The organism is Brevibacillus brevis NBRC 100599 (assembly GCF_000010165.1).
Lineage (GTDB): Bacteria > Bacillota > Bacilli > Brevibacillales > Brevibacillaceae > Brevibacillus > Brevibacillus brevis_D.
This window is the reverse complement of record NC_012491.1, coordinates 4,438,204-4,461,420: the sequence shown is the minus strand read 5'-3', so window position 1 is coordinate 4,461,420 and position 23,217 is coordinate 4,438,204. Positions and strand designations below refer to the sequence as shown.

Annotated in this window: 17 protein-coding genes; all 17 read left to right on the top strand. The window is 50.6% G+C overall.

Translation table 11 applies throughout. The annotated features are described in order from the left end of the window. The first annotated feature begins 11 nt into the window (after window positions 1-11). The 17 genes from BBR47_RS21195 to BBR47_RS21115 all read left to right on the top strand — a co-directional run bounded on the left by BBR47_RS21195 (window position 12) and on the right by BBR47_RS21115 (window position 23,217). On the top strand, window positions 12-2,168 hold the full coding sequence (locus BBR47_RS21195) for an ATP-binding protein (RefSeq protein WP_015892465.1): 2,157 nt from the start codon (window positions 12-14) through the stop codon (window positions 2,166-2,168). A gap of 112 nt (window positions 2,169-2,280) precedes the next feature. Further along, the gene (locus BBR47_RS21190) at window positions 2,281-2,853 is read left to right on the top strand and encodes a DUF4255 domain-containing protein (protein ID WP_041749556.1); all 573 of its coding nucleotides are present in this window, start codon (window positions 2,281-2,283) and stop codon (window positions 2,851-2,853) included. Beyond that, entirely contained in the window at window positions 2,853-3,659 is an 807-nt protein-coding gene (locus BBR47_RS21185) for a hypothetical protein (RefSeq protein WP_015892463.1), read from the top strand. Before BBR47_RS21190 ends, BBR47_RS21185 begins: the two co-directional genes overlap by 1 nt. Window positions 3,660-3,840: 181 nt before the next feature. Continuing rightward, window positions 3,841-5,598: a phage tail sheath subtilisin-like domain-containing protein gene (locus BBR47_RS21180; RefSeq protein ID WP_015892462.1), complete on the top strand. Its 1,758-nt coding sequence runs from the start codon at window positions 3,841-3,843 to the stop codon at window positions 5,596-5,598. Window positions 5,599-5,638: 40 nt separating this feature from the next. Further along, window positions 5,639-6,070: a phage tail protein gene (locus tag BBR47_RS21175; protein WP_007721341.1), complete on the top strand. Its 432-nt coding sequence runs from the start codon at window positions 5,639-5,641 to the stop codon at window positions 6,068-6,070. 89 nt (window positions 6,071-6,159) lie between these two features. Next, complete coding sequence (locus tag BBR47_RS21170) at window positions 6,160-6,537, top strand: hypothetical protein (protein ID WP_007721338.1); 378 nt, start codon at window positions 6,160-6,162, stop codon at window positions 6,535-6,537. Further along, window positions 6,534-6,725: a DUF6760 family protein gene (locus tag BBR47_RS21165; RefSeq protein ID WP_015892461.1), complete on the top strand. Its 192-nt coding sequence runs from the start codon at window positions 6,534-6,536 to the stop codon at window positions 6,723-6,725. The genes BBR47_RS21170 and BBR47_RS21165 overlap by 4 nt, the downstream gene beginning before the upstream one ends. 5 nt (window positions 6,726-6,730) lie before the next feature. Beyond that, the gene (locus BBR47_RS21160) at window positions 6,731-7,195 is read left to right on the top strand and encodes a phage tail protein (RefSeq protein WP_015892460.1); all 465 of its coding nucleotides are present in this window, start codon (window positions 6,731-6,733) and stop codon (window positions 7,193-7,195) included. 33 nt (window positions 7,196-7,228) lie between these two features. After that, entirely contained in the window at window positions 7,229-11,071 is a 3,843-nt protein-coding gene (locus BBR47_RS21155) for a hypothetical protein (RefSeq protein ID WP_015892459.1), read from the top strand. A gap of 57 nt (window positions 11,072-11,128) precedes the next feature. Further along, window positions 11,129-11,764: a CIS tube protein gene (locus BBR47_RS21150; RefSeq protein ID WP_015892458.1), complete on the top strand. Its 636-nt coding sequence runs from the start codon at window positions 11,129-11,131 to the stop codon at window positions 11,762-11,764. Between the two features lie 7 nt (window positions 11,765-11,771). Beyond that, window positions 11,772-12,887, top strand: a complete 1,116-nt coding sequence (locus tag BBR47_RS21145) for a phage late control D family protein (RefSeq protein ID WP_015892457.1) — start codon at window positions 11,772-11,774, stop codon at window positions 12,885-12,887. Next, window positions 12,884-13,609, top strand: coding sequence for a phage baseplate assembly protein V (locus BBR47_RS21140; RefSeq protein WP_015892456.1), 726 nt, complete (start codon window positions 12,884-12,886; stop codon window positions 13,607-13,609). Before BBR47_RS21145 ends, BBR47_RS21140 begins: the two co-directional genes overlap by 4 nt. 17 nt (window positions 13,610-13,626) lie before the next feature. Then, the gene (locus BBR47_RS21135; RefSeq protein WP_015892455.1) at window positions 13,627-14,028 is read left to right on the top strand and encodes a GPW/gp25 family protein; all 402 of its coding nucleotides are present in this window, start codon (window positions 13,627-13,629) and stop codon (window positions 14,026-14,028) included. A 46-nt stretch (window positions 14,029-14,074) separates the two neighbouring features. After that, complete coding sequence (locus BBR47_RS21130) at window positions 14,075-17,149, top strand: putative baseplate assembly protein (RefSeq protein WP_041749555.1); 3,075 nt, start codon at window positions 14,075-14,077, stop codon at window positions 17,147-17,149. Window positions 17,150-17,166: 17 nt separating this feature from the next. Further along, complete coding sequence (locus BBR47_RS21125; RefSeq protein ID WP_015892453.1) at window positions 17,167-19,410, top strand: putative baseplate assembly protein; 2,244 nt, start codon at window positions 17,167-17,169, stop codon at window positions 19,408-19,410. 33 nt (window positions 19,411-19,443) lie between these two features. Further along, window positions 19,444-21,543, top strand: coding sequence for a phage tail protein (locus BBR47_RS21120; RefSeq protein ID WP_015892452.1), 2,100 nt, complete (start codon window positions 19,444-19,446; stop codon window positions 21,541-21,543). Between the two features lie 36 nt (window positions 21,544-21,579). Further along, window positions 21,580-23,217 (top strand): hypothetical protein, encoded by a 1,638-nt coding sequence (locus BBR47_RS21115; RefSeq protein ID WP_015892451.1) that lies wholly within the window; start codon window positions 21,580-21,582, stop codon window positions 23,215-23,217.

Here is a 23,217-nt window from a genome sequence, read left to right as displayed (position 1 = left end):
GAAAAAGCGAAATGACGAATTTCGAACCGAATCACAACCAGTGGAACTATTACGAAGAGATGCTTCGATGGCTAGATATTCATCTGATGCGCTTGCTGGCCGTACGAGCACAGCAGGGGGAAGATTATCCGCTAGATCAAATGAGGGGGGTGATTGTCACAGAGGAAGAAGTCGTGCAATTGCTCGAGGCAGCTCCGCCAGCAACGCAGCTATGGGACGCCTTCGCAGAGCGGTTGGCAGCATGCGAGGAACGACTTCATGCCCTGCACATACAAGAAGCGGGTAGCATACCGATTTTGGTAGTGGCAGACGCTTTTTCACTCAACCGCTTCGAGCTGGGGTGTTTATTTCTTTGTCTGTCAGTCGAGCTGGATCGGAAGTATGAAAAGCTGTTTGGCTACCTCCTCGATGATATTACGTGCAAGTCACCTACTCCTGAATTGGCAATGCAGCTATTTTGCCGGACAGCGACCGAGAGGATAGAGGTTTGGACTACGTTTGCGCAAAAAAGCAAGCTGGGCCGACTACTGCTTTTTACCGAGGGGGATATGGGTGGCAGCGGCTCTTGGCTCTCTCGACCGTTAAAGCTGGATGAACGACTGCTGCACTTTTTGACGACAAGGGATGGAGGTGATGCCAGTCTGCCGCCTTGGCTATCCTGGAGCTTGCCAGATCAAGGGCTGGAACCGTTGGTAGGAGAGAGCGCGATTCATTTGCAGGAGCGCTTTGACACATTGTGGGAAACGGCAGGAGCAGATTCAAATCGGCTTCTCCTGCATTTGCATGGTCCGACTGGCGTTGGAAAAAGGCATCGGGTGAAGCATCTGTTTCACCGCGTCAGGCGACCGGTGTTGTTCGTCGATGCAGAGCGCTTGATCCGCGAGGAAGCTTTTTCGCGCAGATTACAGCAGGTATTGCGGGAGGTGCAGCTGCTTCGGGGTGTGCTGTGCTTGCATCAGTTCGAGGTTTTTCTGACAGAAGAAGTCCAAACAGTTGGGCGCAAGCAGCTGGTGATGGATGAACTCGAAAGCTTTTCTGGTCCCATTGCCATTGTGGCGAAAAGTCAATGGAAGCCGGAAAACGCACTGGGGAAGCGGATTTGGCTGGAAATGGAGGTGCCAAGTCCAGATGAAACGGAAAGGAGGCGATTATGGGAGACAGGCCGTGTAGGCATGAGCTTTTCTCAAGAGATTGACGTAGGCGTTTTAGCAGGGAAATTCAAGCTGAATGCCGGGCAAATCAATCAGGCGCTTCACAGAGCAAACGAGATGGCGATGCAGACGAAAGACGGGATCATTACGAAAACACATCTCCACGAAGCTTGCTTCCTGCAAATGAGACATGCGCTAGAAAAGCACGCCACACGCTTGAGACCCAAATACAGCTGGGAAGATCTGATTTTGCCTGAGGAGCAACTGACTTTGTTGCGGAACGCCTGTAATCAGGTCACCTATCGAAATGTTGTTTTGGGAGAGTGGGGTTTTGGGAGAAAGCTTTCTTATGGGAAAGGCGTCAGCATGTTGTTTGCAGGTCCTCCGGGTACGGGCAAGACGATGTCGGCGGAAGTCGTAGCAAAAGAACTGGGTCTGGAGCTTTTTAAAATTGACTTGTCGCAGGTGATCAGCAAGTACATTGGGGAGACGGAAAAAAACCTCCACCATATCTTCTCGGAAGCGAAGATCGGCAATGCCATCCTCTTCTTTGACGAAGCCGATGCCCTTTTTGGCAAACGCTCAGAAGTGAAAGATTCGCACGACAAATACGCAAATGTGGAAACGGCCTACTTGCTGCAAAAGATGGAGGAGTACGAGGGGGTCTCCATTTTGGCGACGAATCTCCTGCAAAATTTTGACGAGGCCTTCATGCGCAGAATCAACTACGTGGTGAAGTTTCCTTTTCCGGAACCGTACTATCGCGAAGAAATATGGCGCAGCATGTTCCCGGCCGATACACCACGAGCTGCTGACATCGATTTTGAGTTTCTCGCTTCCAAGCTGCATATTGCGGGAGGCGGGATCAAAAATGTGGTGCTCGCTGCCTCTTTCTTGGCTGCATCGGAAGGCACGCCCGTTTCCATGCGTCATTTGATTGAGGCTGCGAAGCAGGAATTAAAAAAGACGGGTAAGCTGCTATTGAAAGAGGATTTGGGGGAGTATGCCAACAGGTAGCATGTCGAAGAAAGTGTGTAATTTTACAAAATTAGATAAAAATTCATGTAAAACCATTAATTTGGATGTTATGATAAGTGTATTCTGTCTAATAATGTCGAGGTGAACGGGTATTAGCCAGTACACCGCCATTGCTGAAGTAGGAGAGACACTGCTCACTCTTTTGCGAAAAGAGATGACGCCGGAGCCGATTAGCCAACCGGAGTTGATTGGTCTAAGCTCGCCTGCTCAGCCAGGAGATTTGGCGTTAGCCTTGTTTTTATACGAAATCCGGGAAAGTCAGGAGAGGCAGCACATGATGATCAGTGAAGGTACTGATCAGTTGCGATATCCCCCAATGACGGTCAATCTATCCTACATATTGACTGCCCATTCCCCAGCAGAACAGCATACCCGCATGCTGGACGAGCATCGCATCCTCGGGCGTGCCATGCAGGTTCTCTACGACAACGCCATTTTGCGTGGCGATCAGCTTCAAGGCTCCCTTGCCAACATGGATACAGAGCTTCGTGTCGTCGTGGAGCAGCCTCCCGTTGATAAACTCATCCAACTCTTTCCACATGTTCCGTACAAGCTATCCATCGGCTACTCGGTAGGGCCGGTTCATATCGATTCCACCCGAGTTCGTTCAACGAAGCGCGTACTGGAACGGGATATTCGCATACGAGGGGAAGGTCATGGTTAATGGATCAGCATTTCCAGGTGCGCATTCGTTCCGTTTTCTCGTATGCCGTCCGTCTGATGGACATGTATACAAGGGGAGCCCCTTTTCGCTCGAGCTTGTCTGTTCGCTTGGCGAATCATCCACAAGTGCCTGTATGCAAAGGGGATGGATGGTATATCTTTTCTGACTTGCCTGATGGGATATACAAGCTCAATATAAGCAGCCGGGAGTATATGGATCACTCCGTGACTTTCTCCGTGACGACTGGGAGCACCTCTTACTCCGAACGAATCATTTCCTTGCATCCGAGTCCAGCCTATCCATTTCGGGCAGGAGACTCCCTTGTTCGAGGGAGAGCTTGCGTGGAGGATGGCTCTCCAGCTGGTGGTGCCTGTGTGCAGGCTGTCATCTCATATGAGCGAGATGCCCCGGTGAAATTGGCCGAGGACGCTGCCAAAGAGGCCACGGAGCTAATCGTAGCCAGTAAAAAGGGTCAAGTCGATTTGGCTGACGCTTTTCTTCTCGAATCACCCACATGCAAAGGGACGATCATTCGTTTTGCAGGTCCCCCAAAAGGTCGAGTTTATCCCTTGACCGAACCTCTTTCTTTTGCCTACCCAAAAGGCACTGTCTTACTCCCACTGCTCGAAACGAACTGTGACGACAGAGGAGAATTCGTAGTTGCCCTTCCGTTGTTTCTGGAAAAAACTCATGCGCGTATAAAAATTGAAGTGTGGCGGGAAGAAGCCGTTGGTTTTGCCGAGCTTTCCATTCAAGCCAGTACGACCCAATCCATAGGTATCATCCAAATGAACAGACCCAAATAGGGTGATCCGGCAGTTGCTTGGCGTCGGTCCATGACATCCTGCTGCCTGATTATAGAGCAAGACTCACGTATCAAAACGGCTTTTTTGTAAGTGGTAAAGCAAGTGATGAAATTAATCGGAGGGAGGGACTGATTGCAGGTTTCTGCTGCTGATACACGCGGAACTCTCCAATCAGGTTACGATGCCAGAGTACTTATCACCAGGGGTGTATGTCGAAGAATTTGATAGTGGCCCCGTTCCCATGGAGGGAGCGAGCACGAGCACAGCCGGCTTTATCGGGCTTGCCCAAAAAGGACCCGTTGCAGGATTGCCTGAGCTGATTACAGGTGTCAATGATTTTCGCAAATTGTTCGGTTCCTATTTGTCTGAAAATGCGTTTGGCGAATACCGTTATCTCGCTTATGCGGTGGATCACTTCTTCCTGAATGGAGGCTCCCGTTGTTATGTAATGCGGGTAGCGCCAGCAGATGCGAAGCCGGCTTCCAATGAAGGCAACAGCGAAGGGGCTGTCCTTCGGATTACGGCCAAAAACCCGGGGGCATGGGGAAATCAGATCCGCGTAAATTTGATTCCGTCGAGTAAGGCAAAAACGCAGATTTACGAGCAGCTTGGCGAGGCTCCTAAATACCGCGTGAAAAACAGTGCAGGCTTTCAAGCGGGTGATGTCGTTTCTTTCTATGACGGTGAAACCAAGCAGTACAGCGAAGTGGTTTCTTCCCAAGACAATGTGATCGAGCTGTCTGCCGTGCTCACAGGAGACGTCATCGATAACAATCTGCTGCCGGTCAAAATTTTGTCCACATGCGAATTCACGGTGCAAGTCTTCTACAACGATGAGGCCGAAGAGTTCGACAAATGCTCGCTCAATGTCTCTGCTGCCAATCATGTCAGCAAGCTGCTGGCCAAAAGCAATATCGTAGAGGTCGAAGCGGGTGCTGCCCCTGCGAGCTCAGAAGTCATACCGCCTTTTACCGTCATTTCAGGGATGGCGGAAGAAACTCAATCTGAGGGTGGAAAGACGGAATTCGGTCTGTATCAAATCTCATTGGCAGGGGGTAGCGACGGTTCTGTCGCCAATCTGTCGGCGGGCGAATACATGGGGGAGGATCATGGACCGGGAAAACGTACCGGAATCCAAGCCTTCATCGATAATGACGAAGTGAGCATTATGGCCATTCCTGGCGTAACAGACCCGAATGTGCAGCTCGCGCTTGTGGCTCATTGTGAAAACCTGAAAAGCCGCTTCGCCATCCTCGATATCCCACGCGACAAGAAAAAAGTAAGCGATGTGTTGACGCATCGCAATATTTTCGATACGCAATACGCTGCCATCTACAATCCTTGGCTGCAAGTGTTTGATCCGCTGGACAAGCGCAACATCTACATTCCGCCATCTGGCTCCATGGTAGGCATTTACGCGCGCTCGGACAACACCCGCGGCGTCCACAAAGCCCCGGCAAACGAGGTCGTACGCGGCTGCACAGGACTGGATTGCCAGTACAATACGGGCGAGCAGGATATTTTGAATCCGAAGGGAGTCAACCTGATTCGCGCGTTTACAGGTCAAGGAATTCGCGTCTGGGGTGCGCGGACGATGTCATCCAACGGGCTATGGAAGTACATAAACGTGCGCCGCCTGTTCATTTTCCTCGAAGAATCGATCAAAAACGGGACAAACTGGGTGGTATTTGAGCCAAATGACGAGAGGCTGTGGGCCCGCGTCCAACGCACGATCGATTCTTTCCTGACGCGAGTTTGGCGAGATGGCGCGTTGATGGGCTCAAGCCCGCAGGAAGCCTTTTACATCCAAATCGGAAGAAGCACGATGACGCAAGATGATATCGACAATGGCAGATTGATCTGCGTGATTGGTGTAGCTCCTGTCAAACCAGCAGAGTTCGTCATCTTCCGTATTACGCAAAAAACATCTGATCAGTAATAATTCACGGGGAAAAACGATGTGAAGAAAGGGGTACAGTATGGCAGATCGCAAGGATCCATACCGCAAGTTTCGGTATCGGGTAGAGATGGACGGCATTCAGCAGGCAGGCTTCAGTGAGGTGTCGGGCTTTGACGCGTCTGTGGACGTAGTCGAGTATCGTGAAGGCAATGAGGTGATTACACCCCGCAAGCTCCCGGGCTTGGCGAAGTACGGGAACATCACGCTGAAATGGGGCGTGACAGATTCGATGGATTTGTACAACTGGATGCAGGACACCATCCAGGGCAAGGTCGCACGCAAAACGGTAACGATCATTGCCATTAACGAAGCCGGAGATGATGTCGCTACATGGAAGGTCATCGAAGCATGGCCGACCAAATACACGGCGCCTGATTTTAACGGTACGTCCTCAGAGGTAGCAATTGAGCAGTTGGAAATCGCCCATGAAGGAATGACACGCACGAAATAAGAGAAGATCCGAACGCCTAAGAGTGGCAAGGAAAAGAGGGTTTTTCTTTGTCACTCTTGCTGGCCTAGGGTGATGAGGAGGATGACACCATGGCATTTAAAACGGAATACGAATTTGAGCTCCCGCGCGGCTATGTGGATGAAGAAGGAAACCTGCACAAGCGGGGCGTCATGCGCTTGGCGACGGCTGCCGATGAGATTTTGCCGATGCGTGATCCACGTGTTCAGCAAAATCCCGGCTACTTGACGATTATTTTGCTGACGAGAGTGATTACCAAGCTGGGGGATGTACGGGGAATTGACACCAGAGTGGTGGAACGGCTGTTTACGGCGGATCTCGCGTACCTGCAAAACCTGTACAGACAGATTAATGAATTGGACAGCTCGATGTTCAAGACATCTTGTCCGAAATGCGAGCATGAATTTCAGGTAGACATGGCTTTTTCAGGGGCGCTGGAGGGAGTATGAGTGGGTATCCCGTCGACAAGATCTATGAAGAAGCCGCCTTCATCGCCTACTATTTTCACTGGCCTCACGACGAGATCATGTCGATGGAACACAAGGAACGGCGGCGCTGGTGTGAAGAGATATCCGCGATCAATCGCAGGCAAAATGACGAACCCGAAAATGTTTTTGATGTGTTCAAGCGGAGGTGATTCTGGTGTTCGCCAATGAGAATCCGTTTTACACCAACCTCCGATTTCGTGTGGACTTTCTTCCGTTTGGATTGGAGATGGATGGCATCTGGGTCGCTGGATTTAGTGAAGTGTCCGGATTGGCCGTCGAAACAGAGCTGGAGGAGTACCAAGAGGGTGGCGTGAACCATTTCGTTCACAAGCTACCGAAACGCAGCAAGTTTCCCAATCTCGTCTTCAAACGAGGGTTTGTGAGATCAAACGAGCTGTGGCGATGGTATGAGGAATTCCACTTTGGCCCGCCAGAAAAGCGCAAGCGCAAGCAAGGGGCAATCATTCTTATGGACGCAAACGGAAATGACGTGGGGGCTTGGGCATTTGAAGGGGCTTATCCGGTCAAGTGGGTTGGACCGGAGTTTCGGGCCACGCATGGAGAAGTAGCCGTTGAGACATTGGAAATCGTGCACCACGGCTTAAAATCGTATTTTTAAGCCTTATCCCGTTTGCAAGGAGCAAAAGAAACGATGATAACGATCAAGGCGCTCCCACTTTCGCGTCGTCCATCACTGCAGCCAAGGGCGTCCAGCCAAGGCTTTGCACAGAGCATCATGCAGAAGTATCGGCACGCGGAAGGTCGCGATCCCGGCTACCTCGCTTTGATCCATCGTGATTTTTCGCCGAGTATCGGAGGGCAGGAAAACCACTTTCATCAGACCTTCATTCATGTGCGTATGCAAGTACAAGTGGACTCCTACCTCGGATTGAATCGAGAAATGTTGCCGAATGGACAGGCTGGCTTACCAGGATCAAAAGAGCGCGTAGTCATGACGCAAGCATCGGGATCAGGACGAAAAGTACGACCAGCTGCTTTCATACATGAGCTTTTTCAGAAGTGGGCGTCATCCAAAATAATCGAGAAGGTTTCCCTGCCGCAGATCACGGTTGTCTCAAAGGGAAGAGATCGATATCGCTGGTCCAGCAATGTTCAATCTTCGGTTCAGCGAGGAAGCTCACTTGAGAAATGGCTGCCGCTGGGGCGGTTCAAAGAGCAGATACACCCGGCCGATTTTGCCTCGCCTCTTTTGAAAGCAATGGTTTCAGACAGCAAGGAAACCGTACGTGAAAGTTTTTGGACGCCTGAGACCTCCTATGTTTCGCCGGAATTATGGGTACACACGGCACGAATGGGTGATCCTGGTGAACTCAGGAGCTTGCAATATGAACGTGAACGGATACGGCTTGAATCAGCAGCAGGAGTAGATGCAATTTCGATTCCACTTCTCAGAGCAACGCGTTTTAGCGAAGTCCGATTCGAACAATCTGGAGTCCGCTACTTTTTGCAGTTGATCCGCAAAAGGATGGAACCAGAGATGGGGACGCGGTCTTTTCCTGATTTGCTAAAAAGAGCAGAAGGACGAGCTACTGCCTTACCTTTGGATCGCTCGGTGTGGACAGTGCAAGCCGGAATAGACGGTAGAGACATCACGAGACGAATCGTTCATGAAAGTGAAAATATTCATTGGTCTGTAGCTTCTCAGCAGACTGAACTTTGGGGTCGCTGGTGGAAAAACCTGAGTCTGCACTGGCAACAAAGTCGAGAAACACGGCTGCCAATGACGATGATCGCTCATCCACGTCTACATGTTTTACAGCCGATTGTTTTCCCGAGAAGCCGTCAGCATCCGCAAGCAAAAAACGGGTGGATGCTAGAAACACTGTCGGACGTTTCTTTTATCCCATTGGAACAGAGGATACTTCAGAGCAATGGGTTTTCGAAGATGTTCACGTCCTTAATGCCAAGCATGTTTCATCCAGCGGATACTGGTCGGACAAAACAACAGGCTGTAAGGGAACGGTTTAAGCAGCTGTTCCATTTAGCTAAACAGTTTCCTCAGGCAGAAAGCGAACGTGGGCTAGCAGCGCTCGGTTCTCGACAGAGGTTGAAGCAGATAGAGAGAGGAAGGAATCAGCGGACATACGAGTTGCTTCAACAGCTGATATCACAGGAAGCCAGGTTGAACGAGATTGCTAGGGAGCAGTCCATTCGTTTGGAATCAAGCCATGAGCAAACTCATTTTGGCAAAACGAGCGTCATCTCTGCCATGTTCCCTACTTCATATCAGCAGCCTGATATGCTACAGCAAGAGTGGCGAACGGGTTTGTCCTTACACCTTTTACACTCCATTCAGGGGATACCGTTCCCATTGCAACCAGCGCGTATCACCGATAGCTCCCGAACAGTTCCGCTTCTCTCGCAGTCAGTTGTCAAAAAGTCGATCACTGCTTATTGGATTGAGAGCTTCCGGTCGGGCATTGATCCTGTTTTCTTTGAAAAACGAGGATGGTTGAACCAGCCGTGGATGAAGGAACATCTTGCAACTCATAACGAAATCGAGCGTGAGCCAGCTGGTATAGCAAGTACTGCACGGTTTGTATGGGAGCGCTTCGTGCCTGTCTTCCGTGTGAATCGCTTCGCGCCTATCTTCCATACAAATCGCCAACGCTGGCAAACGTTACAGAATCGTATCGTCAGTACTACCCACCACAAGACGAACGGGAAGTCTGTGATGGAGTGGGTGCATCTTCAACAGATGGCGGCAAAACAGCTCAGAACAAGGGAGCTCCATACTACTAGATTTCATGCGCCAAGGAACCTTCTATATGAGCCGGGGAAGCAACCTCTGCATCCTGCTGCAAGTACACCTGAAGGCATCTCCCAACCATTTTTCCAGCCAGTTATTCATTTTCTGCAAAATAAGCACCTTTCTCAGATGTCATATGGAATGGTACGTCAGCTACTATCGTTTCAGGGTGGGAAGGACATGCAGACAGATGTCGCCTTCTCTTTCGCCAAGAATCAAGAAAAGTTTAGTCTACCGGGACGAAAAGCGACGATCTCAATGGTACACGAGCATGAGCATCGTCCATTACGGCACGCCGTTTTCTTGAATAATGAGCGAAGGACAAGTCGATCACTCGTGCTTACTCGTCGTCATGATCAGGAGGCACTTTTCCTCAGGTTGAAACGCTTTGGTTCTGCAATGCTTCGTACTACAGAGTGGATTGGACCCGGTGGAGCAGATCATCAGCGATTGTACAACACGTCTGCGAAGCCGCTTTCCATGAGAGAAGACGTCTTTGACAGGAACTCATTGCGACGGATAGCTGCTGGATGGAGTGCGGAACTAGGGCTTACGATCCTCATGCAAAAAAGCGCGAAGCTAGTGGCATTAAGCGAGTTTGCAAAGCTCGCATCAACAAGTGGGGTTGCAAAGCTAGGCACCGCAAGCACAAGTAGGAAAGCTCCGCCAAGCAATGAAAAGCAATCGAATGATCAGTCAAGGTCTCGCATGGGCGAAAGTAATCTATTACGAGAAAGCCGTCAATCTCGTGAAATCAGTCACTCTCGCTTCTTTCAGCAAACAGCTAGCTTGATGACACGATTCCTTGCCCTACGTGTCCGTCCCTATCTTCAGGTCATGGAACAAATCAGAAAAGCAATCCAGACTGATTTCCGGACGGAAGCATATGTACAGAACCATCATTCATTCTCGACTGTTTTGAATCGTCACGATGCACAAATGGTTGTTCAGAAACAATGGGGACCACTTCATAGCCTTGTGCATCAAAGCATGTTAGCGTCAGACAGTTTCATTCATGAGAGTGGAAGAAGTCGTGCAATCGAGCCACTCCAACGAAAAGATCGAGTGAGCCGCTTGGAGCCATTATCTCACCACCATCCAATCAGCTCGGCTCCATTCTCGAGAGAAACATCTATTGATTTTGTCTTGGACAGACTGCATGCCAGACAACTTAGTCGCCGCAGACTTTTCCAACAAACCAACCATGATCAGACTCTGACGGTCAACCAGAAGACGCAGACGATTAATCGGTTAACGAGTGATAAGACACAGAGGATCGAGGTTCGAGACGCTAGGCTCATGTCGCTGCAAAGACCAGGGCGATTCAATCTGAAGCCAACAGCAATGACGATGCAACTTCAGCTCCTGCAACGAATGCAACAAGCTCAAAGAAGACCCGGCGAATCCGAGCAGCGTTCCCTGTCCAAAAACGCAACCCATATTCATCGACGAGCGTTACGCACAGCAGACAGCCACACAAGCCCTGTTGCTACTGTTCAGTCGCCACCGTCGATGGAGTATTTGCGAAAAAGCATCCCTCCTCAAGAAACCGCAGTGCAGCAGGCGACAACACTTCCACCCCAACGACAAGTCGATCTACACGTGCAAGAGAGGACTGGGAATCAGACCTCGTTATCCCCACAAGAGGTGGATCGATTGATGGATAAAATGATGAAGGAGCTGGACAAGCGCCTCACGCAAGAGCGGCAGCGACGAGGTCTATAGCCAAAAATTCCCGTACTCACAGACGACTATTTCTTCGATAAAGAGAGGCAAAAGCCAATGATGGGTCAGGAGAAAAAGGCCAAAATTTTAGTGGATCGCAACGGGCAAGGTGACTTCAAGGAGAGTATTTCCGTTCTCTTTAACCCTTCGGAATACAAGGTCGATGCTTCCAACAACTACTCGTGGCAAAAGATATTGGGGCAATCGGTACCAGTCGGAATGTTCACGAGCGGTGATATCGAGACATTATCGGTCGACTTGTTTTTTGATACATACGAGGCTGGAGTGGATGTGCGTGCATTCACCAATCAAGTGCTGGGACTGATGGCCGTAGAAAAGAAAATCAGTACGCCGCCCCTATGCAAATTTGTCTGGGACAGCTTTCAATTCACCGGTGTTGTTGAAAAGGTTTCGCAGCGGTTTACGATGTTTCTCGATCAAGGGACACCGGTACGAGCTACGTTAGGCGTCACATTTAAAGGCACGAGCGTGAAAAAGTCCGCGGACGATATCGGGACTGCAAGAGAAAAGGTCGCACAACAAATGGTCAACCAAGGAGACCAGCTGCACTTGATGGCGTATCGCTCGTACAATGATTCGTCGAAATGGCGTAACATTGCGAACGCCAATCAGATCGACAATCCCAGACTTCTAAAACCGGCTACTACCCTACATGTGCCACTAGTGAGGTGACGAAGGCATGAGCGAATTGAAATTGACGACAGACCACCATTCCTTCGATGACCTGCGCCAAACATACAACAACTTTCATTCCCCAGCCTTGGAAATACTCGTTGGAGGGAAAAAGCTCATCAGCCAGGTAGGTGTCGCCATTACGAAAGCAACGATCAACTCTAGCCTGGAAGGTAAAGCAGATACGTTCTCGTTTTCGGTAACCAATGCTTTTGATACGGCAGCGTGGGAGTTCCGCTGGGTAGATGACTTTTTGGTTCCTGGCAATGAAATTGAAATTCAGCTGGGCTATGGAACCGAGCTATCCAGCCTCTTTTACGGACATATTACAGCCGTTTCGTTTTCATGCGAGGAGACGCCTACCATAACGGTAAAAGGGATGGACAAATCGTTCCTGCTTATGGTCGATAACAAGTCTACCGCCTGGAATAAAAAGAAATACAGCGATGTCGTGAAAGAGCTGGGACAAAAATACGGCTTGTCGACGCATGTGGATGATACGGTTCAGACAATCGAGACCATTACCAAGACGGTGTCCGAGACTGACTTTCAGTTTATCAATCGTCTTGCGAAAATTTGTAACTACGACTTTTTTATCGTCGGGAAGAACTTGTATTTTCGTAAGCCACTGAGCAACATGACGCCGGTCCTTACCTTGATTTGGGGAGTTTCGTTGCGCAGCTTTTCCGTCGATGTCAACATTGCTTCTCAAGCCTCCTCCTATACGGTGCGATGGGTAGACAAGGACAAAACAACGGTGCTTCAGGAAGCGAAAGCAACGAGCGCAGATATCGGGAAGCTCGGGACGAATTCGAAGACAAGCGCTGATCTGCTGCGAGCAATCGGTGATTATTTTGATAAATACGAGTCTACGAAAAAGCTGGACTCACCTGAGGAGATAAAAGCAGTCGCCAAGGCACGCCTGAATCAACTCGCCATGAACCTTCTCGACGGCAACTGTGAGGCCATTGGTCTGCCAGAAATACGTGCTGGCCGTTATATCACACTAGAGGGCATGGGGAAAAAGCTGAGTCAACCTTATTACATCACATCTGTCACACACACCATCGATGTGGCATCTGGCTATGTCACGACGTTTCAAGTGAAGGGAAATACGATATGAGCTTTGATCATTGGTTCTACCAGGATGAAATCACAGAAGAAGAACGGGCTAGGATCCACGGAGTCATTGTCGGCATTGTGACGAACAACGAAGACCCGGAAAAGCTCTCGCGTGTAAAGCTGAAGCTGCCTCTGGTGGATAACGAGCGGGAGACAGATTGGGTGCGAATTGCCACTCTCTTTGCAGGAAAAGATCGCGGCAGCCTGTTTATTCCGGAGGTAGGCGACGAGGTGCTGGTCGCTTTTCACTGGGGAGATGTACGCGAGCCATTTGTGATCGGGATGTTATGGAATAAGGAAAACAAAGGCCCGGAAATGGCGGAGAAAAACAACATCCGAAAAATCACGACCCGAGCTGGCCATGAAGTGATTTTTGGCGATGATCCCAATGACGGGAAGATCACGATTGCCACGAAAAAAGGACAACAGGTGGAGCTGTCGGACAAGGATGAGAGTATTGTGCTGACGGAGAGCAGCGGAAACAACCAAATCTCCATCAAAGGCGGCAGCGCCAATGAAGTTACGGTGAAGAGCGGCTCAAGTACGATTACGTTGAATGCAAAAGGGCAAGTGACCATTCAGTCAGACACATCACTGACAATCAAGTCCACCCAGCTAAATCTGGAGGCACAGGGAGCTATGTCGATTAAAGCAGGAGCGTCCCTGAACATCAAATCTGACGGTATTGTTGCCATCAACGGTTCGGTGATCAAATTGAATTAACTCATGGGGGGGATTCCATGCAGCAGCCATTCGGTGAAAAAGGATGGAAGTTCCCTATTCAGGTGGATCAGGCTACAGGCCGTATTCGTTTGTCCGACTACGAGGATGACATCGCAGAAGCCATTCGCATCATTCTTTCCACAGCAAAGGGTGAGCGTGTGATGCGACCGAAATTCGGGAGCGGATTGCAAGGCTTCATGTTTGATGGCACGGACGGAACGAGCCTGGCCTTGCTCCAGTCGGACATCGCAGAAGCGATCATGATCTGGGAACCACGTGTGCGGGATGTGCAGGTGGAGGCGAAGGTCGACAAGACTCATTCCGAAACGGTGAACGTTACGATTAGTTATACCGTACGTGCGACAAACAAAGGGTATCAGCTGTTGTATCCAGTCCACCGTCTCGGTCCACATGGATAGCGCAAGAATCACAGTCGCGTGAAAAAAAGGAAGGGAGGTGGGTAATGTGAAGCCACCTTTGGTCGATCCACGGGATATGCAGGCAGTCATCCGAAAAATGCGCGAAATGGTGCCCTTCTACACACCGGAGTGGCGCTTCACGCCAGAAGATCCTGATTCAGGTACGGCTTTATTTCTCCTTTTCGCAGACATGCTGATGAATAATCGTGAGCGTTTGAATCAAGTCCCGGAGCGAAATTTTATCGCTTTTCTCAATATGCTTGGTGCCGGGATGGCTCAGGCAAGACCGGCAGAAACCTTTTTGGCATTTGAATTGAGTACGGGCGTGCAAAAGCCAGTGTGGATTCCGGCGGGCACAAAAGTTTCGGGGAAGTCTGCCCTTGGCGATGAAGTGGTTTTTGAAACCGATCAGTCTATGCTGGCTACCCCCTCTCTTCCAACAGACCTGTTGTTTTCCAATGGCAGTCGAGACTTCTTAACAGATGCAACGAGTTGGCTTGGAACAAATGCACCGCTCCCTCTCTTTGACTGCAAGGCTTTGCCTAATCAGCAGGAGCATTGCTGGTATTTGGGGCATGAGGACTTGTTTTGTTTAGGAGATCGTGCTTCGATTCAGCTCACGATGGTTTCTAATCAGGAACGCTACCTGGAATCCTTGCTGACAGAGAAGCTAGCGAATCCCGAACTGGTCGAGTGGACGTATCTGTCAGAGGGCGAATGGGTTTTGTTCGACAAGATCGAGGCTGATCAAAATCGGCTTCGCTTGGAAAAAAAGCAACGGAAAAAATGGGAGTCTAGTCAAGTGCAAGGAATCGAAAACCGTTGGCTTCGTTGTCGAGTGAAGCCAGGCATGATTCATGAGTGGATGAAAAATGGCGGGAGCACCTCTCTGACCCAAATCAAGATGAAGACGGATTATTTGCCGACAGATGATCCGGAGGGCCTTGCACCCGACATGCTTTTCTCCAATGATGTGCAGGTTTCTGGGAGTGGTTGCCTTGCGTTTGGCGAGCAGCTCGCACCGTATGGCATGTTTTTTTTGTCCTGTGAAGAGGCGTTGACGAAGCCTGGAAGTACGGTTGCCCTGCGTTTTCGGATGAAGACAGTGCCTTATCCTGCAACGCATCTATCACAGCCGGAACCGAAATGGAAATGGATCATGAAGGAATCTTCCTTTGAACCTCCTGCGACAACACCCGTCACTGTTAGCAAGGTGGTATGGGAATACTGGAATGGCAGTGGATGGATGGTGCTTCTGTCAGGAGACGACCGTGAGAAGCTGTTCGCCAGCACTGATTCGGATGAGGAGATTGTGGTTGCCTTTACGTGTCCAGGTGATTTGCAGCCGACAACCGTGCAATCCCAGTATGGTTATTGGATTCGTGTAAGAATTCTTCAAGTGGAAGGCTTATATGGCCCGAATCCTGTATACATGGCCCCGTGGCTGGAAGATATGCGTCTGACCTACTCGTACCGAGAGTCGCTGCATGAGCCCGAAGCGATTCTCACACAGAACGACTTGGATTGGCAGCAACCTGTCAGTACAGGCAATCATCAGGCTAGCTTCCAGCCGTTTTTGCCGTCCGAATGCTTGCATCCCGTCGTCTACTTTGGATTTGAGCAGCCGCCATTACAAGGACCGCTCTCTTTCTACTTTCCTTTTCTACCAATGGAAGAATCCCCAGGGGCTGCTCCGATTGTGAAATGGGAATACAAGCGAGGAGATAGAGGTGCGACGACTTGGGCCAAGCTGCAAACGATTGATCAGACCGCTGGTTTTACGGAAAGCGGTACCGTACGTTTCGCTGGTCCTTTTGATATGGAAAAAAGCAAAATGTTTGAACGGGAGCGTTATTGGATTCGCGCCGTCAACGTAGACAATCGTCTGGGAGGAGTCGCTTCGGATGCACGACACCCCGTCCTAAGCGGCTTTTATCCGAATACGATACGAGCCATTCAACAGGAGACGATTCGCAATGAAATGGCAGAGCGGATAGCAGAGGGACCACAAGCCGAGTACAGACTGATTCGACATCCCGTCATGGACGAAGAGGTATGGGTAGATGAAACAGGCTTCTTTTTGCCGAGTGAACGAAAGAGTTGGCTGGAGCATCCAGAAAATCGGGTGGACATTCTCTACGATTCTGAAGGGAACGAGCAAAAATGCTGGGTTCTGTGGCAGCGAGTTGAGCATCTGCACGATTCAGGCCCGGATGATCGCCATTACTGCTTGGAGAGTGCTAGCGGAAAAATTTTGTTTGGCGATGGCCGACACGGTAGGGAGCTTCCTCAAACCGGACTCGGTTCCGTGAGGGTGACGTATAAGGTCGGAGGGGGAACAGCAGGAAATCTTCCAGCCGGGCAGTTGAATCAACTGGAACAATCGATTCCGTTCGTCCAAGCTGTCAGCAATCCGGTGCCTGCGAGTGGAGGAAGTAATCGGGAATTGCTGACGGAAGCTTTGCAGCGCGGTCCACAGACAATCAAGCATCGCTATCGAGCGGTGACGGCAGAAGATTTCGAATGGCTCGTCCGTGAAGCGCATCCGGGGATCGTCAAGGTGAAGTGTTTGCCGAATCGGAACAGCCGCCTGCAAAAAGAAGCAGGGCATGTCACTGTGATCGTATTGCCCGCAGCGGGATGCTTCGGCACACCATTTTTGGAGCTTCGGCGTTCTGTCACGAACTACTTGCTGACACATGCGGCAGCGACGATAGCCTCTCCCGAACGGATTCATGTCAGGGAGCCTGTCTACTTGGAAATTGCGGTGACAGCAGAGCTGGCAGTGGGGGCTTTGGACGAAATCGTGGAGGTAGAGCTGGAGACACTTGGCAAGCTCTCGCGATTCCTTGACCCGATATCGGGAAATCTGCACGGTGGGGGCTGGGAAATAGGCCAGCGTGTGCACCCTTCGCTCTTGTTTGCCTTGTTGAAATCCGTAAAGGGCGTCCGCTTTGTGGATCATCTGACCTTGGCTGTATTTCGAACGGAAAATGGGCAACGAAAGGAAATGCTCGCTTCTGAATATGAAACGATCGTACATGGGATTGTCACAGAGGGTGCGCATCGAATCAGCGTCCGCGTTCACGAAGGCCAGGCTGCCTACCCACCCAAACATTGAAAAAGGAAGTGTGCGCTATGCTTCCATCCAAGAATCTGGATGATCGCTACTTTGAGGAGATCGTCGAACAAGCAAAAAACGCGATCCCCAAGCTGCAGCCAGAGTGGGGTGATCACCGTCATCACGATCCTGGCATTACGCTTTTGGAGATGTTCGCGTGGTTGATGGAAATGCAGCAATACTATCTCAACCGGATCACGGAAAAGAATGAACGCAAATTTTTGCAGCTCATGGGTGTACACCCAAAGAACCAGTCATGTGCGACGACGGATGTAACGTTTTTCGACGTGTCAGAAGAAGCGATCCTTCCGGAGAAGACGATATTGTTCGCGGGGAATCTTCCTTTCGAGACGGAACATTCGCTTGTTCTGGTACCAGCCAGCCTGGAGCGTGTTCTGGTTCATACAGAAAGCGGGACGGCGGATGTGAGTTCATCCAATGCGCATACTGGTGTTTCCTACTACGCATTCGGCCAGGAACCAACGATAGGGAACAAGATTTACTTAGGCTTTGATCGGCCGTTGCCAATAGGGAAAGCAGTCTCGATTGGATTGCGCCTGTTTGAGGACTATCCTGTCCCAATCGCCCCACTTACGCCCACAGCGCTTTTCGTTCCATCGGCTAGTCTCGAGTGGGAGTACTATGGACAGGACGAACGCACGCAAGAAACGGGATGGAGTCCGTTACCACTAGTCTCGGATGAAACGATGAATCTATCCTTTTCGGGACGTGTCCTGATCGAGCTGGAAGGGACAATGAAGCCGCTCATGCTTTACCCCGCCAATGATCGCCCTCGATTCTGGCTCTGTGCAACATTGCGTGCAGGTCGATTCGAATTGGCTCCTCGCCTGGAAAAAATCGAGTTGAATACCGTGAGTGTCATCCAACGAGAAACCTTCAGTCAAGTGTGGGAGTTCGATGGAACGGGGCAAGCAGATCAGACGATCGTCCTTTCCAGTTCGCTATCGTACGATGGCTCTGTGGAGGTTCAATGCAAAAAGGGACAACATTGGCAAAGTGGATGGGATCAAGATGAACCAGACCAAGCCGATACAGGCGTATTTTCGTTTCGCGTTTCGCGTGACCCAGTACAGGGCACCACGATGATTGGATTTGGAGGTGCAATGCCTGAAGGTCGCAGAAATATTCGGGTCATCGCCTATCGGATAGACTTTGCAGGGCAACGGTCCATCGGAGAAAGCAGTGGATTGCCACATCAAGTGTTTCGGCCAAACGTCCAATCGATCATGCCAGAAACGTTTGTCATTCAGGTGGCCCGTCAGGTCGAAGGCAATCCGTTTCCCGTCTGGGAAGACTGGTCGCTGGTCACTGATTTTGACCGATCAGGACCACAGGACCGCCATTTTATGCTGATTGATACGGACGGGACAGAAATTGCGTTTGGCAATAATGAGCACGGAGCCATTCCAGAAAGACTGGAAGGTATGGCGGGTATTCGGATCCTATCCTGTCAGACAAGCCAAGGTGCGAAGGGGAATGTGCAAGGAGGGCAAATTACCCGATTCCTGCCGCTCGCCCGGCAGCGAACCACCGCACAGGTGACGAATCCACGTCCAGCTAGTGGGGGAAGCGAGCGCGAAACGATTGATCAAGCCAAGCGCAGGATGAGAATAGAAGGGAAAAAACCGCAGCGGGCCGTTACAGCAGAAGACTATGAGGCCCTCGCTCTCTCGACACCTGGATTGCGAGTAGCCCGCGCAAAGGCAATCCCCCTGTACAAAGTAGGGGAAGTGGGAGCTTCCGAGCAAAACGCAGCCGCTCAAACGACCGTCGTCATCGTCCCATTTAGCGATCAGCCGACACCACTGCCAAGTGAAGGCTTCCTGCGGACTGTTCGCCACCAATTGGAACAGAGAAGGCTATTGACGACAGAGGTCCATGTGGCTGCTCCAGCTTATATCAAAGTGACCGTTTTTGCGACAATCGTGGTGGAGTCTGCGTTTGTAGACAAAAAGCAGATGGTGCTACAGGCATTGCAGCGATATTTGACACCATTGGATCTACACAATTCTTCGAGTCAACAAGGAAAAGGCTGGGAATTTGGTCGGCCTGTTTATAAAAGCGATCTCTACGAGGTATTAAACCAGATCGAGGGTGTGCTGTACGTGACGGATTTGTGGGTTTCCGCAGAGGGCACAGGCATCGTCAGGGATGAAGGGGGCGATATACAGATTCCGCGCCATGGGCTGGTGTACTCAGGAGAGCATGTCTTGGAGCTCGTTGTGGATAGAGAAAGATAGACGGGAACAAACGGAGGAGTGGGCGTGGATACAATGAATCGTTTCTTTTCCCTGAACAATCCGTCCGATTGGCAGCGGGGGATCTGGTATAACCTTCACGTCTCCAACGAGGGGATTGCGCTGAACAAATCGCCCGAATATGTGATCGATTATGTGCACCAGGCTGGGACGACACATCACTCTCGACTCTTGGATTTTGCCATGGCACGGGTTGGTTCGTTGCTCTGGCTGGATGAAAGCGGACATATCACGCATTATGATGACGGCAACAACTTCAAGGAGACCGTGTTTCGCGCTGGACGGGGGTTGTTTTCCAAAGACTCGTTTCTCGTCGCTGACGATGAATACGTGTATATCCTCGACCCCGAAGCAAGGCGAAAAGTCGGTGCGTATTCCATAGCCAACGGCCAGTGCGTTTGGAGCTGGGAGGAGGGGGAGGAACAGAGGCTTTTTCCTTTGGATGCAGGGCTGGATGAAGAAGGACGTCTTTACATCACGACACCTGTGCTCGTAGATCAAGACAACGAACGGAAGGAAATCGCGGCGGGAACACAAGTCGTCGTCCTTCGGCTGAATCGGGCAGGAAAAGTGGACGCTACATACGCGCATGAGGAATTGAGAGTAAAAGAGACAGCTACACTCCGTGAGATCAGGCGAAGAAGGTTGTTTCGCCTGTCTGTTGCCGAAGCGGGCAAGGCCTATCTCTTTTGGGCACAGACGAATCAAGTGTTTCGGTTCTCTTCGGAAGGCGCCGATGTGTGCACACTGGCGATCCCGTCAGGCACCAAGCCCGCGGGATTTGCAGTGGGTCCAGGTCCCATTCTCTATGTGGGTGATCGGCGTTCCATCGATTCGGCTCATGATCATACCCGATTCATTTTGCGTTTTCAACCAACGGGGGAAGCACTTGCGCCGTTGACCAACTACCACGGCCGAGCAGACAAGCTCGTTTTTGATAACCAGCAACGACTGTATGTTTGGGACGCGCAGAAAAATGTTCTGACGATGATGAGACTCGTCTCCCGAACGTCCAATCTGGATGCGACGGGAATACCGATGGGCATCTACTTCTCTCGTGCATTGGATAGCACGGAATATGAAACAGTGTGGCATAAATTCACGCTGGAAGCAGACATACCGGAAGAAACACAGTTACTCATCTCGACGTTTTCTTCTGATCGAAAAGAGCATGTGATTGATGGAGCCGTCCGCAATCTGGATGACGTTTTGCTGGCACCCGACATGGACTGGAGAACCAAGCTGCAAAGGACCGCCAATCTATGGTCAGAGCCGGTAATCAACGCTTCGGATGCGCTGTTTCATTCCGCAAAAGGCCGCTATCTATGGCTCAAAATCGAATGGCTTGGAACGGACCGCCATTCCCCGTTGCTCAGGCAAATGAGGATATATTCGCCGCGCGACACATTTTTGCGTTATTTACCAGCGACTTATCAAAGTGAACCTGCCAGTGCTAATTTTTTGGAGCGCTTCCTCTCCCTTTTCGGGACGTTTTACTTGGAGCTGGAGGAACAGATTGATACCATTTCACGGTTGTTCGATCCTGATACGACACCGGGAGAGTTCGTCCCTTGGCTCGCTTCTTGGTTGGGGATGGGCAGGGATGAGCATTGGACAGAAGCACAGCGACGAGAGCTGATTCGTCGCGCACCGGAGCTATACGCTGAGCGGGGCACTCGTGCGGGATTGGAAAAGATGGTACAGCTGTATACCGGGGAGCGCCCGATGATCGTGGAGTATTTTCAAATCAGGGACATGAAGGCGATCCCGGAGCTACACGAGCTAATCTCTTCCTTGTACATGGATCATCCGTATCAGTTTTGTCTGATTGTTTCGCAGGAATGCGCGACAACAGAGCGGGAGCAGTCGGTTTTGCAAAAGATTTTGGAAGATCAAACGCCTGCTTTTACAGAGGCAAAGCTCATCGTTCTGCGCCCGGGCATCTACGCCGACCTCCATAGCTACGTGGGGATTAATTCTTATTTGACGGAGCCGTCGTTCCTTACGCTTGATCAAAATTTGTCTATTCCATACAACACGGTGCTAAGTGGGAAGGACCGCAGTAGACGAATCGATTATGACACGAGGATTGGGCTGGATGCAGAGCTGGAGTAAGAAGCCGAGATTTATACGCAAAGTGAGGTGTTAGAGATGAAGAATCTGCGTTATTTTCCACATGAACGGAATGTGTATTTCAAAGGGAAGCTGTTAACCGTCCGAGATTTCGAATCAGAACAGCGCTATTTCAATGACAAGCGTCGACTCACCAATCGGCTGCTTCACGGGGGTGGGGTGGTATGCGGTTTGCAAGTGATCGCTGTAGACGAAAAGCAGATTTCGGTCGAGGCTGGGGTTGCTCTTGATTATCTCGGGAGGGAAATTGTGCTTCCTGAACCGGTGAAGCTGAAGCTGTCCATGATGGAAGGCTTTAGCAACAACGATTACGCAAAAAATGTGTACGTCTGCTTGGCCTATGATGAAAAAGGGAAAGAACAGGTCTTCTCCGTCTCCGAAACCGTCGAGCAGGAAATGGCTGAATACAACCGGGTCGCAGAAGGATATCGGCTTTTTATCAAAGAAGAGGCACCGCATCCTGCATCCATCGAAGGGGTACAACTGGTAGAGCAAAGAGTGCTGCTCTATGCAGATCCACAGGTGCGCATTTGGCAGGCAACTCCGCGATACGTCAATCCGGGTGAAGTATTTTCCTTGCAGTTGCACATTGAGAAGACGGTACAAACGTCACGCGTGCAATTCGAATACAAGCTGGATGCACTAGGGCTAACGGTCTTGGAAAGCAGTGACGGTAGCGTATCCTTCTTAGAGCCTGTTGACGGGAAAGAGACCGATTATGTCGTCTCCATTCCGCTCAAGGCTGGCTGGGATCGCGGTACGGTAGAGCTGGCGGTGCTGGGTGGCAAGGCAGAGGTTCGACTCGGGGATCGCTTGGTGCATACCGATCTCGTTTCTGTAGGGAAAATCGAAATCACGCCAGACGATCTGGTAGAGCGGCTCGTATCCGATTACTACAATCGCAAGCTGGATCATGTGACACAAGCGAACGAACAGCCTTTTCTATATTTGGCAAAAGTATGCTTGCTGCAAATGAATGCGACCTATGTGATTGAGAAGGTTGTTCCTGTTCCGTTTGGGGAGTACGTGTATACGCCAGCGCTTTTGCAAAAGCTTGCGTTGCGTGGACAGAAGGGAAGGCCAGTCGAGCAAGGCTCCCATGCGGATTCCTTTCGGGTGACTACGCGAGTGAAAGAAATCGCGGCAGCTGATAAGCCGCAGTTCGATGTGAGCTACGATAATCTGGGGTCTGTCTACCAGTTTGAGCTGGGTCTGCCCCGACCAGGAAAGGCAAATGAACAAGTAGCAACGGGCGTGGTAGAAATACCAATTGATCCATACTCCTCCAACTGGCCGTTTGGAGTCAAGATCGGCAATCGTTATTTTTCTGAGGAGCTCAAGCATTCTCTCGGAAAAGGGAATGTGTATGTCAGTGCAGGAATCGAGGATTTTCATGCAGATGTGATCGATGAGTTGCTTTCCCAGCATGAGCAAGTGATGTACGGGCATACCAGTGTTTTTGATGATTCGGAGTATGTGACAGATGCAGCGCAGTTTGCCGTAGGGGTCATCGTTTATCCGCAGAAAGGAACGTTTCGAATCGGCGTCCAGGTGAAGGGACCTGTACAGACAGATCGGGCGAGGATCAGGTGGTGGGCGATCAAACCGCTGGTAGAGGGGACAGAAGATATAGTGATACAAGATTCGGAAGAGTAG

Excerpts from the sequence above, each read along its gene's own strand:
- BBR47_RS21195 (WP_015892465.1), top strand. The coding sequence starts at position 12 with ATGACGAATTTCGAACCGAATCACAACCAGTGGAACTATTACGAAGAG.
- BBR47_RS21185 (WP_015892463.1), top strand. The coding sequence starts at position 2,853 with ATGGATCAGCATTTCCAGGTGCGCATTCGTTCCGTTTTCTCGTATGCC.
- BBR47_RS21180 (WP_015892462.1), top strand. The coding sequence starts at position 3,841 with ATGCCAGAGTACTTATCACCAGGGGTGTATGTCGAAGAATTTGATAGT.
- BBR47_RS21175 (WP_007721341.1), top strand. The coding sequence starts at position 5,639 with ATGGCAGATCGCAAGGATCCATACCGCAAGTTTCGGTATCGGGTAGAG.
- BBR47_RS21170 (WP_007721338.1), top strand. The coding sequence starts at position 6,160 with ATGGCATTTAAAACGGAATACGAATTTGAGCTCCCGCGCGGCTATGTG.
- BBR47_RS21165 (WP_015892461.1), top strand. The coding sequence starts at position 6,534 with ATGAGTGGGTATCCCGTCGACAAGATCTATGAAGAAGCCGCCTTCATC.
- BBR47_RS21155 (WP_015892459.1), top strand. The coding sequence starts at position 7,229 with ATGATAACGATCAAGGCGCTCCCACTTTCGCGTCGTCCATCACTGCAG.
- BBR47_RS21150 (WP_015892458.1), top strand. The coding sequence starts at position 11,129 with ATGATGGGTCAGGAGAAAAAGGCCAAAATTTTAGTGGATCGCAACGGG.
- BBR47_RS21145 (WP_015892457.1), top strand. The coding sequence starts at position 11,772 with ATGAGCGAATTGAAATTGACGACAGACCACCATTCCTTCGATGACCTG.
- BBR47_RS21140 (WP_015892456.1), top strand. The coding sequence starts at position 12,884 with ATGAGCTTTGATCATTGGTTCTACCAGGATGAAATCACAGAAGAAGAA.
- BBR47_RS21135 (WP_015892455.1), top strand. The coding sequence starts at position 13,627 with ATGCAGCAGCCATTCGGTGAAAAAGGATGGAAGTTCCCTATTCAGGTG.
- BBR47_RS21125 (WP_015892453.1), top strand. The coding sequence starts at position 17,167 with ATGCTTCCATCCAAGAATCTGGATGATCGCTACTTTGAGGAGATCGTC.
- BBR47_RS21120 (WP_015892452.1), top strand. The coding sequence starts at position 19,444 with ATGAATCGTTTCTTTTCCCTGAACAATCCGTCCGATTGGCAGCGGGGG.
- BBR47_RS21115 (WP_015892451.1), top strand. The coding sequence starts at position 21,580 with ATGAAGAATCTGCGTTATTTTCCACATGAACGGAATGTGTATTTCAAA.